Annotated in this window: 15 protein-coding genes; 9 read left to right on the top strand and 6 right to left on the bottom strand. The window is 73.2% G+C overall.

All coding sequences use genetic code 11. The annotated features are described in order from the left end of the window. The first annotated feature begins 51 nt into the window (after nt 1–51). Together WMF42_RS05670 and WMF42_RS05665 are read left to right on the top strand one after the other, a co-directional pair. On the top strand, nt 52–1134 hold the full coding sequence (locus WMF42_RS05670) for an AAA family ATPase (RefSeq protein ID WP_437690685.1): 1083 nt from the start codon (nt 52–54) through the stop codon (nt 1132–1134). Further along, a complete protein-coding gene (locus tag WMF42_RS05665; RefSeq protein WP_061608521.1) occupies nt 1134–1766 on the top strand; it encodes a hypothetical protein in 633 nt (210 codons plus the stop codon). The genes WMF42_RS05670 and WMF42_RS05665 overlap by 1 nt, the downstream gene beginning before the upstream one ends. 9 nt (nt 1767–1775) lie before the next feature. On the opposite strand, the gene WMF42_RS05660 is transcribed toward WMF42_RS05665, so the two are convergent. Together WMF42_RS05660 and WMF42_RS05655 are read right to left on the bottom strand one after the other, a co-directional pair. After that, a complete protein-coding gene (locus WMF42_RS05660; protein ID WP_437690683.1) occupies nt 1776–4391 on the bottom strand; it encodes a HEAT repeat domain-containing protein in 2616 nt (871 codons plus the stop codon). A 132-nt stretch (nt 4392–4523) separates the two neighbouring features. After that, nucleotides 4524–5630 carry a hypothetical protein gene (locus WMF42_RS05655; protein WP_061609816.1) on the bottom strand — a complete coding sequence of 369 codons (1107 nt, stop codon included), beginning with the start codon at nt 5628–5630 and terminating at the stop codon, nt 4524–4526. 315 nt (nt 5631–5945) lie between these two features. On the opposite strand from WMF42_RS05655, the gene WMF42_RS05650 reads away from it, so the two are divergent. Both WMF42_RS05650 and WMF42_RS05645 read left to right on the top strand, forming a co-directional pair. Then, nucleotides 5946–6860: a hypothetical protein gene (locus WMF42_RS05650; RefSeq protein ID WP_061609815.1), complete on the top strand. Its 915-nt coding sequence runs from the start codon at nt 5946–5948 to the stop codon at nt 6858–6860. A 130-nt stretch (nt 6861–6990) separates the two neighbouring features. Then, nucleotides 6991–7914 (top strand): hypothetical protein, encoded by a 924-nt coding sequence (locus WMF42_RS05645; RefSeq protein ID WP_061609814.1) that lies wholly within the window; start codon nt 6991–6993, stop codon nt 7912–7914. Nucleotides 7915–7942: 28 nt separating this feature from the next. On the opposite strand, the gene purS is transcribed toward WMF42_RS05645, so the two are convergent. Together purS and WMF42_RS05635 are read right to left on the bottom strand one after the other, a co-directional pair. After that, nucleotides 7943–8191 carry a phosphoribosylformylglycinamidine synthase subunit PurS gene (gene purS / locus WMF42_RS05640; RefSeq protein ID WP_061609813.1) on the bottom strand — a complete coding sequence of 83 codons (249 nt, stop codon included), beginning with the start codon at nt 8189–8191 and terminating at the stop codon, nt 7943–7945. A gap of 56 nt (nt 8192–8247) precedes the next feature. Next, complete coding sequence (locus WMF42_RS05635; RefSeq protein WP_437690681.1) at nt 8248–9210, bottom strand: phosphoribosylaminoimidazolesuccinocarboxamide synthase; 963 nt, start codon at nt 9208–9210, stop codon at nt 8248–8250. 128 nt (nt 9211–9338) lie between these two features. Between WMF42_RS05635 and mdh the strand changes: the two genes are divergently transcribed. Continuing rightward, the gene (mdh, locus tag WMF42_RS05630; protein ID WP_061609812.1) at nt 9339–10280 is read left to right on the top strand and encodes a malate dehydrogenase; all 942 of its coding nucleotides are present in this window, start codon (nt 9339–9341) and stop codon (nt 10278–10280) included. A gap of 174 nt (nt 10281–10454) precedes the next feature. Here the strand turns inward: mdh and WMF42_RS05625 are convergent, their stop codons facing one another. Then, nucleotides 10455–11408: a hypothetical protein gene (locus tag WMF42_RS05625; protein ID WP_437690678.1), complete on the bottom strand. Its 954-nt coding sequence runs from the start codon at nt 11406–11408 to the stop codon at nt 10455–10457. Between the two features lie 340 nt (nt 11409–11748). Here WMF42_RS05625 and WMF42_RS05620 point away from each other — a divergent pair, with 340 nt between their 5' ends. Then, entirely contained in the window at nt 11749–12222 is a 474-nt protein-coding gene (locus WMF42_RS05620) for an N-acetyltransferase family protein (RefSeq protein WP_437690677.1), read from the top strand. A 157-nt stretch (nt 12223–12379) separates the two neighbouring features. Here WMF42_RS05620 and WMF42_RS05615 read toward each other — a convergent pair whose 3' ends face one another. Continuing rightward, nucleotides 12380–12838, bottom strand: coding sequence for an NUDIX domain-containing protein (locus tag WMF42_RS05615; RefSeq protein WP_061609810.1), 459 nt, complete (start codon nt 12836–12838; stop codon nt 12380–12382). A 189-nt stretch (nt 12839–13027) separates the two neighbouring features. On the opposite strand from WMF42_RS05615, the gene WMF42_RS05610 reads away from it, so the two are divergent. From WMF42_RS05610 to WMF42_RS05600, 3 genes are all read left to right on the top strand, one after another. Then, the gene (locus WMF42_RS05610) at nt 13028–13525 is read left to right on the top strand and encodes an SRPBCC family protein (protein WP_437690675.1); all 498 of its coding nucleotides are present in this window, start codon (nt 13028–13030) and stop codon (nt 13523–13525) included. Nucleotides 13526–13613: 88 nt separating this feature from the next. Beyond that, on the top strand, nt 13614–13976 hold the full coding sequence (locus WMF42_RS05605) for a c-type cytochrome (RefSeq protein WP_233561926.1): 363 nt from the start codon (nt 13614–13616) through the stop codon (nt 13974–13976). Then, nucleotides 13973–14440 (top strand): hypothetical protein, encoded by a 468-nt coding sequence (locus tag WMF42_RS05600; protein WP_061609807.1) that lies wholly within the window; start codon nt 13973–13975, stop codon nt 14438–14440. Before WMF42_RS05605 ends, WMF42_RS05600 begins: the two co-directional genes overlap by 4 nt. The last annotated feature ends 28 nt before the right edge of the window (nt 14441–14468 follow it).

Raw genomic sequence — 14468 nt, 5'->3', positions numbered from 1 at the left:
TGGGCCAAGTTTGTTGCCGGCGGGCGCGCAGGTATGCTGGCGTCGACCTCGATGGAACGACCCTACGTCGAGCAGCTCCGCATCCAGGGCTACGGGTGCGTTCAGGACGCGACGCTGCAGCTCACGCCGCTGCACGCGATCATCGGGCCCAACGACAGCGGCAAGAGCACCGTGCTGCGGGCGCTGCGGACCCTTTCCTCGGTCCTCGAGCGGGCGCTCGGGGCGCCGGCGCCGGACACGCTCGGGCGCGGCGCCCCGGCGAGCGCGAGCAAAGGCCCGGGCGGCTCGGTGTTCGAGCTGTCGGCGGCGAGCACGACGTGGCGCGTGGAGCTCGACGCCGAGGGGCGGGCGCGCACAACGTCGTTCCCCAGGGACCTGGAGCCGCCCTCCTTGCTCGACGACGCCGACGAGGAAGAGGTCACGACCGGCGGGGCGGGCCCTGAACGCCCCGCGCCGGACATCGTCCAGGCCCTGCGCGGCACCCAGGTGCTCCGCCTCGACCCCGACGCGCTCCGGTCCCCGCACCCGCTGATCCCCGACGGGCAGCCGCTCTGCTTCGCCGACGAGCGCGGCGCCGGCCTGCCGGCCGTCTACGACGCCATCATCAGCCGCGACCTGCCGGCCTACATCGAGCTGAACGAGGAGCTCACGCGCCTGTTCCCCAGCGTGAGGAGCGTCCACCTCGGAAACCCGAGCCCCACCACGAAGGCCATCGGCGTGAAGCTCGAGGGCGGCGCGGTCGTCCCGGCGGCGCTCATGAGCGAGGGCATGCTCTACTACCTCGCCTTCGCGGCGCTGCCGCACCTCGACCCGACGCCCCTGCTCCTCGTCGAGGAGCCCGAGCGCGGGCTCCACCCCGCGCGCATCGCCGACGTGATGCGCGCCCTGCGCATCCTCTCCGAGAAGACCCAGGTCCTCCTGGCGACGCACAGCCCGCTCGTCGTGAACGAGCTCCAGCCGGAGGAGGTCACGGTGGTCACCCGCGCGGGCGAGCAGGGGATGAAGGCCGCGCGCATCCTGGGCACGCCGGGCTTCGAGGATCGCGCGAGGGTGTACGCGCTGGGCGAGCTCTGGCTCAGCTACGCCAACGGCGCGGACGAGGCGCCGCTGCTCGGAGGAGGCCCGCGGCCGTGATGAAGCCGCCCGAGAAGACCAGGGTCTTCCTGGTCGGCGAAGGCGAGAACGAGCTCGGCAGCCGCGCCGGAGCGCCCGCCTTCCAGTCCGACAAGCGCCCCGGCGTGCTCTTCACCCTGCTCTCCCGCGTCCAGCCGAGCGGGTGGGTCGTCGGCGGCGCCCGCGAGTGGAAGACCATCCGGAAGTACAGCGCGCGCGGCGCGGCCCACGAGGACACGCGCCACGTGCTCGGCGCCGCCCTCGACGCGATGGAGGCGGGGTGCGACGTGCTCGCGTTCTCGCGCGACATCGACCGCGATCCGGCGCGCCGCGAGGCGGTCGCGGAGGGCATCCGGCGCGTGTCGTCGAGCCTCTCCGCGCCGCCCGAGGTGATCGGCGGCGTGGCCGTGCCGGCGCTCGAGGGATGGATCCTCGCGCTCCTCGGAGAAAAAGCGACCGAGGAGCTCTCGCCGCTCCGGGCGCAGGCGATGCTCGCCGCGAAGGGGATGATGCCGGGCGACGGCGCCGCCATGGTGCGCGTCGTCGAGGACGCCGACATCGACGCCGTCCCCCAGGACGCCGCCTCGCTCATGGAGTGGATCGCGCGCGCGCGCGCCGTGCTGCCGCGGCGAGCCGGCCGCGGCGCGAGGTGACGCGCGCTCTCACCGGCGGCACTGCGGCGCCGCGGAGAGCGCGGCCCGCGCCGCCTCGCGCAGGCCGTGCGGCGTGCCCTTGTCGAGGAGCGGCTCGAGGCGCGCGGGCAGATCGGCCGGGCGCACGGCCCCGAGCGCCGCGAGCGCCGCCGAGCCGAGCCGCTGATCGCGCTCGCCCATCGGCGCCTTCGCCTGCAGCGCGAGCCGCGTCCACAGGTCGACCGAGCTCGCGTCGCACATCGCGCCGAGCGCGAGGATGGCCCGGGCGCGCACCTCGACGTCCTCCTCCTTGTCCTCCGCCCTGTCGCGCACGGCCTCGATGTGCGCCGTCGCCCGGTGCGCGCCGAGGCCGTCGAGCGCGTGCCGGCGCACCTCGGGCGACCTGTCGGCGAGCGCCCCGACGAGCGCCCTGTCGCTCGCAGGCGCCGCGGGCATCGCGCCGAGCGCGAGCGCAGCGCCGCCGCGGATGAACGTCCACGGGTCCAAGGCGAGCCGCGCCGCGAGCGCCTCGGCCGCGCCTGCCGGCAGCTTCGCCCCGGCGGAGGCCGCGCGCGCGAGCGCCACGACCGCCGCCTCGCGCACGCGCACGTCCGGATCGGAGGCCGCCGCGAGCAGGTCCGGCGCGAGGGACGGCACGTCCGCCGCGACCTCGGCGGCGCGGAGGCGGACGTGGGCGTCCGCGTCCTTCCGGAGCGAGGCGCGCAGGTAGGCCTCGGCCGGCGCCTCGCCCGCGCGCGCGAGCGCCGCGGCGGGCGCCTGGAGCAGGTAGCGCCGCTCGAAGGGGGCGCCCGCCGCCGAGGCGAGCGCCTGGAACGCCGCGCCGCCGCCCCTCACCCGCCCGAGCGACGGCCCGAGCGCGCGGAGCAGGTCGAGCTGCGCGTCCTCGGGGCGGGCGCGCAGGCGATCGAGCTGCACCTCCTCCTCGACCACGGGGGCCGCCCGCTCGCTGCGCGCCGCCAGCGCGAGCGCGGCCCGGAGCTCCTTGCGCGTCGCGCCGCGCGCCGCCGCGAGGGCGTCGAGCAGCGCCAGCACCGCCTCGGCGGGCGCCACGAGCGCGAGCTCGCGCGCCGCCGCCACCCTGGCCGCGGCCGCGCCGCCGCCCTTCACGATCTCCGCGAGCGCCGGCGCGGCCGCGCGCCCGCAGCGGCGGATGCGATCGCGCGCGTGGTGGAGCTCGGGATCGGGCTCGGGCGGCGCGGCGCGGCGGGCTCCCCGCGGCGGGGCCGCCGCCGCCCCGGACGCGAGCCGCGCGGTGAAGAACGGGATCTGCACCGCGCAAGGCGCCGTGTCGATCACGCCCGCCGCGAGCTGCCTGCCCGCGGGGTCGAGCCTGTCGTAGCCGGCGATCGCCGCCTCTGCTGCCTCCGGCCCGCTGCGCGCGAGCAGCGCCGCCGCCGCCCTGGCGCGCTCGCCGCCGCCTGCGAGCGCGCCGACGAGCGCCGCAGGGGCCTGCCCGTCGAACGCCGTGCGCGCCGTGACCTCGGCGATCGTGACGCGCACCTCCGGCGCGGACGGCGAGCCCCGCTCCCCCGCTTGCGCGCCGCGCGGCGCGAACGCCTCGTCGAGGACGACGGCGACGCACGAGGCCCTGATCTCCTCGGGCAGCTTCACCTCGTAGCCGGCGGACTCCTTGACCCACGCGTCCTCGGGGAGGCTCACATGGAAGAGCCGATCGGGCGTCGCCACGAAGAGCGTGCGCGGCGCGGCGCCGCCCTCCACGCCGTCGACCGGCTTGATGCGCAGGCCGAGGCCCGTGATCCCGACCTCGTCCGCCGACGAGAACGAGACGAACTCGCCCCGGCCCGCGCCCGCCTTGCCCTCGGACCACGCTGTCTTCGGGTCGCCGTCGGCGATCTCCGCGAAGCGCTTGCCGACCGCGCTCGAGGCCGCGGTCGGGCGCAGCAGCCGGAAGCCGGGCGCCGCGGCGTCGGCCTCGCGGCGCTCCGCGGCCACCTTGCCCGCCGCGCGCCGCTCCTCGGCCGGGAGGTTCTGGAAGCTCGCCCCTTTCAGGAGCGTCATCGTCCGGGGATCGACCTCGCTGGCCCCGACCAGCGCCGGACGCCCGCAGATCGTCACGTCGTCGCGCAGCTGCCCGACGAGCACGCGGCTGCCGCTGCCGAGCGGCTCCACGACGACGGCGTCGCTCCGCCCCTCGCCGTGCTCCCCGGCGGCGACGCCGGTCCAGCCGCTCCAGAGCACGAGCGGCTCCGTCCCCTTCCCCGCGAGCGGCGCGGCGAGCAGCATGACCCACGACCCGCTCGCGACGCCGCCCTCGCGCGCGCCGGACGGCGCGCCCGAGGCGGGCGCCTCGATCTTCGCGAGGTGCCTGCCGTCGGCGAGCGTGACCGGCGCGACGCGCGCGCCGCCGAGCAGCGGCGCGACCTCGGACGGCACGGCGAGGGCCTTGCCGCCGTCGGGCGCGCATGCCGCCGCCGAGGGACAGGCGCGGGCGGAGATCCCGCGCGCGTCGATGCGGACGGCGAGCGCCTGCTGGCCCGCCGCCTGAGGGAGCACCACGGGCGCGATCTGCGCGGCGGCGTCGCCGAGCCATGTCGACGAGGCCGCGACCGCGCCAGCCGTGACGCTCGCGCGCAGCCACCGGGAACGAAACCGCGTTCTGCTCATGGCGGGCATCGTAGTCGCCTGGCGCCGCGGTGCGCTCGAGAGTTGAACCCCTCGAGCAGGGCGCCACGGAGGCCCGCGCCCTCGCTGCGGCGCGTCGGTCGAGGAGCCCCGCCGCGCGCCGCCGCGTCCTCGCTACTTCGGCGTCTCCGCGGCGGGGATCCAGAAGCCGCCCTCGTCTGGCGGCGTCATGCCGAGCGCCTTCGGGAGCACGTTCGTCCAGCCGGCCACCGTCTCGAGCAGGTAGATCTCCGCGCCGGCCTCGATCTCGCCGACCGGCCTCTCCTTCTCGTCGCGCCGCGCGCGGATCGGGATCGACCGCGTGGCCTTCACGATCGGCGGCGCCTTGTCGAGCGCGAGCTGCGCCCCGGCCACCGCGGTCGTCGGCGGGATGTACTGGTCCATCAGCTCGCCCTTCTTCAGCGGCTCCAGATCCTTGAGCCGCCCCCAGGCGTCGACCGTCAGATCGCCCCGCGACATCAGGTGGACGAAGCCGGCCTTCGCCTCCGTGCTCCAGAAGAGCTGGGCCGTCCCCTCGAGCATCTTCAGCGTGAAGATCACGTCGCCGTTCGGGCGATCGAAGAGCTCGATCGTCGACGTCTTCATCAGGTAGCCGCGGGCGCTGCCGGGGACCTCCATCTTCATGGGCGCGCCGCGCTGCAGCGCGAAGGCGTCGCACGGGGCCGAGGCCCTCGCCGTCTGCCCCTCGGACCCCGAGATCGACAGCTCCGCGCGCAGCGAGTCGCCCGTCGCCGCGACGATCTTCACCTTCTGCGCGCTCGAGATCCAGATGTGCCCGCTGATGACCGGGATGTCGCGCGTCGTGAACACCGCGATGTCCGTGGGCGCGATGTAGCCGTCGATCCGCAGCGTCGGCGAGCCGTCGGACGTGCTCAGCCTCGCCCGGCCCGACGCCGGGTCCGCCGGGATCGCGCTCAGCGTCATCGGCACCAGCGCGCCGGTGAAGTTCGCGATCGTCCGGCCGCCGCTCGGCGCGTCGTGGAGCCGGACGCCCTTGTTCACCGGCGCCGTCCCCTTCAGCTTGCAGGTCGGCCCCGACACCGCCGCCTGCGCGGTCGCCCCGGTCACCTGCGCGGTCGCCCCGGTCGCCTGCGCGGCCGAGACCGTCACCTGGGCGGGCTCTGCCCTCGCCTCGGAGACGGCCGCCGCGCCCGGGAGCCCCGCGCCGCAGAGCACCGCCCCAAGAGCCAGAAGACCAAGTCCCAGAACGTCGCTTCTCATCCACTTCCTCCGACGTAGCCCAGCAGCCCCGCGCTGGTGCCGACGCACGCGCGGTCCACTCGTGTCGCGTCTCCCTGGAACCGCCGGCCTCCTGCGCGGCGGGCGCGGCGGCGTACTGCAGGACCGCCCGGCGCGCCGAGCCGTCCCTGCCGTTGGTCGGATTATCCTAGCGGATCATTCAGGCCTCGCCCGAGAAAGGTCCTACCTCGCGGCGCTTCAGGCATTTCGGGTGTATTGAGCAAGGCGCCCGCCGACACGCCGCCACACGTCAGGCAACCCGGCTGGACCTCACCTGACTCCCCGGGAAGCCACGCCATGCACGGATTCGATCTCGCCTTCGCCTCCCCCCGCAAGCTCCCGCGCGCGCGCGACCTGCGCGGCAACGTGGCCGTGCTCGACATCGCCTTCGCCTCGGAGGCGGGGGGCAAGAGCTTCGAGACGGTCACGCTCCCGCTCATCCAGGAGCTCGGGCCGCGGCTCGCCGCCTGGGTCGACCACCACGACAGCGCCCACCACGCGCGCTTCGCGGGCGACCCCCGCTTCGTCCTGTCGACCAAGGCGGAGCACGGCGCCTGCCCGGAGATGATCACCCCGGAGGTCGTCGCCCGCGCCGGGCGCGTCGACACCCTCGTCTGCCACGTCGACTTCGACGGCCTCGCCAGCGGCGCCAAGTGGATGCGCGGCGGCGTCGAGCCGTACCCAGGCTGCGACGACGACGCCCGCGCCATCGACACCCGCATCGGCGTCCCGGGCCCGGCCGCCACCCGCATGGACCGCGCCCTCCGCGCCCGCCCCCGCGATCAGGCCCTCTTCGGCCTCATCGTCCGGCACCTCGCCTCAGGCCTCTCCGACCCGTCGCTCTGGACGCCCATCGACCAGGCCGGCGCGGAGCTCGCCACCATGGAAGCCGAGACCCGCCGGATCGCGCTCCGCTACGAGCGCGTCGAGCCGGGCGTGGTCCTCGTCGACGCCTCGCAGCGGGGCGGGTCGTACGACAAGACGCTGCTCCTCCTCATCGGCCAGGAGCGCGCGCCCATCTCGGTCGTCGTCGACAACGACAGCATCACGTTCGCCGCCCGCTTCGACAGCGGCGTGAACTTCCTCGAGACCTTCAAGATCTCGGGCGGCATGCCGACCCGCATCTCCCTCCAGCGCGCCAAGCTCAAGGAGGCGCTCCTGGCGCTCGGGGTCAAGCCGGCGGACGCGAGCCGGCTCGCCACGCCCCCCTGAACGGCCCGCCGCGCGCGCGGATCGTTGACGCTGTCGGCGCCGGCTGCTACGGGCATTTCAGATTTGCAATTTGCAAGTCTGCAATGGCGGCGTGACCCGAGGCATCACGCCCGCGCCGAGCACGAGGGGTATGGCAGCGACAAACCTGTCTTCGACGTCGAGCAGCGGTGTCGACGAGCTCCTGTTCCGGAACGACGCTGTTTCGCTCTGCCTGCTGGTCAATCGACGGCACCGGACGCTCCGCATCATCGACTTCCGCGCCGGGCCGACCCCGTCCAAGCGGAGCTTCGTCCTGTCGACCGCGAAGCGCGAGGGGGTCGAGAAGATCTTCACCCTCGTCGAGCGCGACGAGGTGCCGACGTGGACGCGCCTCGGGTTCGTCCGGGAAGGGTCGATCCCCGGCTTCTACAAGCGCAGCGACGCGTGGATCCTCGGGGCGGTGGTGTCCGAGATGTCGTCGCAGATGCGCGAGCAGGGCGACGATGAGGAGGGCGCCGAGGGCGAGGGCAAGGCGGGCTCACCGGCGGTGCTGCTCGCGGAGCGCACGGTCGCCCGCGCGCGGCGGCTGCTCCGGGAGAGCGAGGGGCGGCCGCTGCCCGCGATCAAGATCGCGCCGGCGAGCGGCCCGGAGCTGCGGCGCGCCGTCGCTGCCGCGCAGCGGGCGGGGCAGGCGCTCACGGGCTTCGAGCCGTTCGGGCGCGACGCGGTGCGGACGGGCTACGCGCTGTCCGCGCGCGGCGGCTTCAGCCTCCACGCGGCGTGGGAGATGCAGTCGTGCTTCGGCAATTCGTTCCTGGAGATCCTCTCCTCGCCGCGCCACGAGTCGGAGCGGCTCGCCACCACGGCGGCGATCGGCGCCCTCTGCGAGCGCCTCGTCCAGGAGAGGGCCGTGAGCACGTTCACCTTCGCGCCCGCGGACGACCAGGAGCTGTGCGCCGCCCTGCTCGCGAACGGCTTCCGCCGCTCGGCCGTGCTGGCGCGCCACCTCGTCGTCGGCCGCGCCCGCAAGGACGCGATCCTCTGGTCGAAGAAGCTCGTCGCGCCCGAGGCCTGAGCCGCGCGCGCGCGCCACGGGCCACGGCCTACGGCGCGAGCGTGACCTCGTAGTCCTCGATGACCGTGTTGGCCAGCATCTCGTCCGCCATCTTCTTCAGCCGCGCCTCGAGATCGGGCGCGCTGCCCAGCGACGGATCGAGCTCGATCTCGATCAGCTTGCCCACGCGCACGCCCTTGACGCCCGGGAACCCGAGCGAGGTGAGCGCGCGCTTCACGGCGTCGCCCTGCGGATCAAGGACCTCTTTCTTCAGTCGGACGGTGACGACGGCTTTCACTGGCTTTGCTCCAAGCGCTCTTCGCGCGACGCTACAACGGGCGCGGCCGCGCCCACCTACACTCCCAGGTTGCGCGGGATGCGCACGGCCGGGTCCTCGAGATCGGGGACGAAGGCCGCGCCGGTGATCCGCTCGAACGCCTCGATGTAACGGCGAGACGCCTCGATCCGGATCTCGTCGGGGATCGGCGGGATCGGCCCGTCGCCCTGGAAGCCCCGCGCGGCGAGCCAGCGGCGCACGTACTCCTTGTCGAACGACTCCGGGTCCTCGCCGGCGGCGAAGCGATCGGCGTAGGAGGACGTGAACCAGAAGCGGGACGAGTCGGGGGTGTGGATCTCGTCGATGACCACGATGTTCCCGCTCCGGTCCTTGCCGAACTCGTACTTGGTGTCGACGAGGATGAGCCCCTGTTCCGCGCAGAGGCGCGCGCCGCGCTCGAAGAGCGCGAGCGCCATCTCGGCGGCGGCGTCGAAGTCGCGCGGCGCGATCGTCCCGAGGGCGAGGATCTCGTCGCGCGAGGCGGAGAGGTCGTGTCCGCCCTTCGGCGCCTTGGTGCTCGGGGTCAGGATGGGCCGCGGCAGGCGCTCGTTCTTGCGGAGGCCGTCGGGGAGCCGGTGGCCGCAGAAGACGCGCTCGCCGCGGGCGTAGTGCGTCCAGATGCTGGTCGAGGTCACGCCCGTCACGTAGGCGCGCACGACCATCTCGACCGGCAGCGGCGTGCACTCGATCGCCTCGAGGACGTTCGGGTCGGGCTGCGAGAGCATGTGGTTCGGCGCGACGTCGCGCGTGCGCTCGAACCAGAAGGCCGAGAGCCGGTTCAGCACCTGCCCCTTCAGCGGCAGCGTGCCGAGCACGCGGTCGAAGGCGCTGATGCGGTCGGTGACGACGAGCAGGCGCCGGCCGTCCGGCGTCGTGTAGCAGTCCCGCACCTTGCCCTCGTAGCGGGCGAAGGGGCCCGCGAGCGAGGTGCGTTCGAGCACCCTGCCGAGCGCGGTGCGCAGATCGTCCTCGGTGACCATGGGGCGCGGCTTACCCGGCCTCCGGGGCCGAGTCGACAGGTTTCGAAGGCGCCGGCCGAGTTCCCTCCCCCGCGCCCGGCCCGGGAGCCCCGTTGGTCCCCGGCCGGCGGGGTGGTAAAGGGCCGCGCATGGCCAACCGAAAGAAGATCGCCCTCATTGGCGCCGGGAACATCGGCGGGGAGCTCGCGGCCCTCATCGCGCGCAAGGAGCTCGGGGACGTCGTGCTGTTCGACATCCCCCAGAAGACCGACTTCGCGAAAGGCAAGGCGCTCGACCTCGAGCAGAACGGCGCCGTCCTCGGCTACGACGCCTCGATCAAGGGGACCTCGAGCTGGGCCGACTGCGCCGGCGCCGACGTCCTCATCGTCACGGCGGGCATCCCGCGCAAGCCGGGCCAGAGCCGCGACGACCTCGTCGCGACGAACCTCCCGATCATCCGCAGCGTGGCGGACGGCGCGAAGGAGCACTGCCCGAACGCGCTCGTGATCGTCATCTCGAACCCGATCGACGCGATGGTGTACGAGTTCAAGCGCCGCACGGGCTTCCCGCGCGAGCGCGTGCTCGGCATGGCGGGCGTGCTCGACAGCGCGCGCTTCCAGCTCTTCCTCGCGCGCGAGGCGAACGTGTCCGTGAAGGACGTGCGCGCGATGGTGCTCGGCGGCCACGGCGACGACATGGTGCCGATCCCGTCGGCGTGCACGATCAACGGCGTGCGCGCGACCGAGCTCGTCAGCAAGGAGAAGCTCGACGCGCTCATCGCGAGGACCCGCAAGGGCGGCGGCGAGATCGTGCAGCTCATGGGGACGAGCGCCTACTACGCGCCCGCCTCGAGCGCCGTCGTGATGGCCGAGAGCTACCTGCTCGACCAGAAGCGGCTGCTCCCCGCCGCCGTCTACCTGGACGGCGAGTACGGCTACAAGGACATCTACATGGGCGTGCCCGTCATCATCGGCGGCAAGGGCGTCGAGAAGATCGTCGAGCTGCCGCTGAGCGCCGAAGAGAAGGAGATGCTCGCCAAGAGCGCGAAGAGCGTTCAGGGCATCACCAACGTGGTCAAGGCCGCGAGCTAGCGCCCGGCCCCGGGTCGCCCCGGGATCATGAACAGAGGATGAACCACAGAGGGCACAGAGGGCACAGAGGAGAGAGAGAATAAACACCAGGTTCTCCTCTCTGTCTCTCCTCTGTGCCCTCTGTGCCTCTGTGGTTCATCTCTCCCTCTTCACCTCATCACAGCGCCGCGCAGCTCACTCCGCGGCAGGAGCCATCGAGAGCTCGCTCGGTGAATCGGCGGCAAGATCGCAGGCCGCCGGCAGATCCATCGCCGCGCCGCTGCCCTCGGCGATGTCGTTGATGCGCTGGCAGATCATGTTCATCATCTGCCACCCCTCGGTGAGCGCGCCGCGGAGCGGGGCGATGTCCAGGCCGGGGAAGCTCTTCAGGAGCTCGTGCCCCAGCCTGAAATGATCGGCGTCCACCTGGGCGTGGATGGCGAAATAGTCCACGTCGGGGAAGACCGCCTGGGCCGCGGTGAGGAGGATGTCGGCGCAGCGCTCGATGACGAAGTGGACGAGGACGGTGCGCTCCTCGGTGGACGCCGAGCCCATCCGCTCGATGAACCAGGACGACGCCGCGGCGATGCCGCGATCCCAGGACGGCGAGCGCGACGGGCCGCGCATCCGCGCGAGCCGGCGGTTGTGCCCGACCTCGTCGGCCAAGTGGCGCTCGGCGATCGCGCTGGCCGCCGGGTGCGACTCGAACACGACCCTGGCGCAGAGCACCTTCTGGAACGCGTCCGACCAGATCTGGAGCGCGCCGAGCATCCGCCGCTTCACCTCGTCCCCGCGGGCGCGCTCGGACCGGAGGAGCTGCATCAGGGGGCTGCCGGCGAACTCGCGCGCATGGACCTCGTTCTCCTCGAGGAGGCGATCCAGCGCGGCTCCGCCCGGAGGGCCCTCGACCTGGCCGCCCGGCGCGGTCGTCGCGCACAGGCACGGCGTGTCCCAGCGGGCGCCCTCTCCCTCGAAATGAATGGATATCGCGGAGAGCCCGTCTGGCGCTCCGCCCACGAGCCCGCGCAGCCCGCCGGGCGGGACGAGCACGACGTCTCCCGCCTGGATCTCCCGGGGCGACTCCCCGATGACCTCGCCGGAGCCGCCGGTGACGACGAGCATGCCTCTCGTCGGGAGCTCACGCGTCATGAACCGTTGATCCGGTGAGAGGCGTATCCACCTCAAAGACAGGCGGCAAGCCTCTGGCAGGAAAGCCGAGAGCTCCGCGTGCTTCCGGAAATCCTTGAAAAGCCCCAGCAGAGTGCGCTCATCCGTCTTGAGGTACTCGATCGCGGGGATGCCGGCTGTATTGATCACGCGCATCTACATCGTCCTCTGCGTCGACGTTGTGGTGCGCTGACTCTGCACGGCACGACTGGCCGTGTCCAGACGACTCAAGGGGAATGCACCAGAATGCCAGAGGCCTGGAGAAGGACGAGAGCCTGAGTTTTCCTCGCGGAGCCGCCGGGCGATGGTGCAGAATGCGCGCGTGAGCCAGCCGCAGCTCGTACCCACCATCCGGCGCGCCGTCGAGGCGGACCTGCCGGCAATCGTCCACCTCTTCTCGATCCCCGACGAGGGCAACGTGAAGACGGACCACCCCGGTCCGCCGCTCGATCCGCGCTACCGGGAGGCGCTCGCGGCCATCGCGGAGGATCCGGACAACGCGCTGCTCGTGGCGGAGGTCGAGGGGCGCGTGGCCGGCGCATTCCACCTGACCATCATCCAGTACGTGGCCAACCACGGAGGGCGGGTGGCGCAGGTCGAGAACGTGATCGTGGACCCGGGCCTGCGCAGCCGCGGGATCGGCGAGGCGATGATGCGCTGGGCCATCGACGAGGCGCGGCGGCGGGGGTGCCTCCGCGTGCAGCTCACCTCGAACAAGGCGCGGCTGCGCGCGCACCGCTTCTACGAGCGGCTCGGCTTCGTGGCGAGCCACCAGGGGATGAAGCTGAAGCTGTAGGCGTCGTCCGCGCCCATCAATGCGAGTCGGTGCAAGCCGATAGGCAAGCGCCGGCCGCGGTGTGTGCCCTCGGCGCAGGTGGATCGAGCGTGGCCGCTGCGAAGAAGACAGGGGCCGCGCCGGTCGCCGGGGCCGCCCTCGCGCGGGGCGCGCCCGCTCAGAGGAGCGGCTCCCCCTCGGGGCCGAGCAGCGACAGCGGGAACACCGGCGCCCCGGCCAGCACGCCGCGGCAGAGCGGCTCGACGTCGGGGCCGCGCAGCGGCAGGGCCCTGAGCTCCTTCAGCGCGACCCAGCGCGCCTCGAGCGAGTGCTTGTCGGGCTCGCGCTTGGGCGGCGTGTCGTCGGCGGGGCGCGCGAGGAAGATCACCCGCATGCGCGCCTGCAGCGCGCTCGGGCTGTGCTCGATGCGCAGGATGCCTTGCAGCTTCACGGGGACGCCCGTCTCCTCCAGCGCCTCGCGGCACGCCGCCTCCGCGAACGTCTCGCCGGGCTCGACCCGGCCCGCGGGCAGGTACCAGAGCTGGTCGTGCTTGCGCTCGTGCACCAGGAGGAAGCGGTCGCCGAGCTTCACCAGCACCACGGCGAAGCACCAGGTCGGGATGGGAGAACGGGCCATGATGAGTCCGCCCACAGCTTACCCCGAAGCGCGCGGGAGGGAGCGGTGGATGCGGGCGAAGGCGCGGGATGGGCGCTCGCTTGGATCAGCCGGCGCAGCGCGGCGCCCCCGGTGAGGCCGCGGCGCGGTCCGCCGCTCCCGCATGCTAACGTGACCGCGCCGGCTCCAGCGGGAGAAAGCGAGGGTCCATTGCTGTACATCCAGGAGAGCATCCGTCTCGAGGCGCCGATCGAGATCGCGTGGGCATGGATGAGCGATCTCGAGCGCCTGATGAAGGTGAACGACTTCCACGTGGCGATGCGCTTCGAGACCGACCAGCGCCGGGGCAAGGGGACGCGCGTGATCATCGATCACTCGTTCTTCGGGAGCGCCCCGGAGCCGCGCGGCGCGCGGGTGACCCACTGGGAGGAAGGGACGGGGATCGGCTGGGTCGAGACCGATCTCAAGGAGCCGAGGAGCAATTTCCCGCACTCGTCCCAGTACCGGCTGAAGCCGCTGCCCGGCGGCGCGACGTTGCTCTCGGACGAGCTGCGCGGCTCGCTCAACCTCCCCTTCCTGGGGAAGGCCGCCGACAGGCTGATGCAGGACGTGTTCGCGTCGAGGGTCGTCCGGCGCGAGTGCGTCCATCTGAAGGAGCAGATCGAGGCGTTCGCGGCCGGCTGGAAGGCGGCGCGCGCCGCGGCATAGCGGCGCGCGGGGCACGGACTTTTCATCCCCTGCGTCACCGCGTCGCATGCGCCCGGGGCGGTGGCGCGCTACGTTCCGGCCCGCCCGCATGAGATGGTCGCCGCTCCTCGCCGCCCTGCCCCTGCTCGTGGCCGCGTGCAAGCGGCCTGCTCCCGCCGACGAGGGCGTCGCCCTCTCGCCCCGGGCCGTGCAGGGCAAGGCCCTGTTCTCCACCCACTGCGCGGCGTGCCATGCCCCGTCCACCAAGCTTGTCGGGCCCCCGCTCACCGAGATGGCGAGCCTGTATGCGACGGATCCCGAGGGCATCGTCCGCTGGGCCGTGACCCCGGGCCGCAAGCGCACCGACGTCCCCCCGATGCCCAGCTTCCGGGGCATGCGCACGTCGGATCTCGCCGACGTGGCGCAATACATCATCGAAGCCGGCACCGCGGCCGGGAAGCAGAGACCATGATCTATTCCATCGTCCTCTCGTTGCACTCGTGGCTGCGCTGGGCCGTCCTGCTGCTCGGGCTGGCGGCGCTGGTGCGGTCGGCCCGGGGCTGGGCCCAGCGCACGCCGCGGACCGCGGCCGATCGCAAGCTCGGCGCCGCGTTCGTCGGATCGCTCGACGCCCAGCTCCTCCTCGGCGTCCTGCTCTACGTCGTGCTCAGCCCGGTCACGCCGAGCTCTCTGGCCGCGCTGAAGGCCTCGATGCCCGTCGCCGCGCTGCGCTTCTTCGCCGTCGAGCACGCCTTCGGCATGATCGTGGCGGTGGCGATCGCCCACGTGGCCTCGGCGCGGGCGAAGCGCGCCGCGGATCCCACGACGCAGCACCGGCGCATGGCGCTCGGCGTCCTCTTCGCGCTGCTCGTCGTCCTCGCCGCCATCCCCTGGCCGTTCCTGCCCTTCGGTCGCCCGCTGTTCCGGCTGCCCTGAGGGGGCCGGCGGGCATCGGTGGCTGCGT

It is taken from the genome of Sorangium sp. So ce176 (assembly GCF_051519835.1).
Lineage (GTDB): Bacteria > Myxococcota_A > Polyangia > Polyangiales > Polyangiaceae > Sorangium > Sorangium cellulosum_G.
Note: the sequence above shows the minus strand (reverse complement) of the source record. Positions and strands in the feature narration are given on the sequence as shown.

What these genes read in the sequence shown, in the direction of transcription:
- WMF42_RS05635 (WP_437690681.1), bottom strand. Translation starts at nt 9,210, where the DNA reads ATGGTCACCGAGGACGATCTGCGCACCGCGCTCGGCAGGGTGCTCGAA.
- WMF42_RS05650 (WP_061609815.1), top strand. Translation starts at nt 5,946, where the DNA reads ATGCACGGATTCGATCTCGCCTTCGCCTCCCCCCGCAAGCTCCCGCGC.
- WMF42_RS05645 (WP_061609814.1), top strand. Translation starts at nt 6,991, where the DNA reads ATGGCAGCGACAAACCTGTCTTCGACGTCGAGCAGCGGTGTCGACGAG.
- WMF42_RS05670 (WP_437690685.1), top strand. Translation starts at nt 52, where the DNA reads ATGGAACGACCCTACGTCGAGCAGCTCCGCATCCAGGGCTACGGGTGC.
- WMF42_RS05615 (WP_061609810.1), bottom strand. Translation starts at nt 12,838, where the DNA reads ATGGCCCGTTCTCCCATCCCGACCTGGTGCTTCGCCGTGGTGCTGGTG.
- WMF42_RS05655 (WP_061609816.1), bottom strand. Translation starts at nt 5,630, where the DNA reads ATGAGAAGCGACGTTCTGGGACTTGGTCTTCTGGCTCTTGGGGCGGTG.
- WMF42_RS05605 (WP_233561926.1), top strand. Translation starts at nt 13,614, where the DNA reads ATGAGATGGTCGCCGCTCCTCGCCGCCCTGCCCCTGCTCGTGGCCGCG.
- WMF42_RS05600 (WP_061609807.1), top strand. Translation starts at nt 13,973, where the DNA reads ATGATCTATTCCATCGTCCTCTCGTTGCACTCGTGGCTGCGCTGGGCC.
- mdh (WP_061609812.1), top strand. Translation starts at nt 9,339, where the DNA reads ATGGCCAACCGAAAGAAGATCGCCCTCATTGGCGCCGGGAACATCGGC.
- WMF42_RS05660 (WP_437690683.1), bottom strand. Translation starts at nt 4,391, where the DNA reads ATGAGCAGAACGCGGTTTCGTTCCCGGTGGCTGCGCGCGAGCGTCACG.
- WMF42_RS05625 (WP_437690678.1), bottom strand. Translation starts at nt 11,408, where the DNA reads ATGACGCGTGAGCTCCCGACGAGAGGCATGCTCGTCGTCACCGGCGGC.
- WMF42_RS05665 (WP_061608521.1), top strand. Translation starts at nt 1,134, where the DNA reads ATGAAGCCGCCCGAGAAGACCAGGGTCTTCCTGGTCGGCGAAGGCGAG.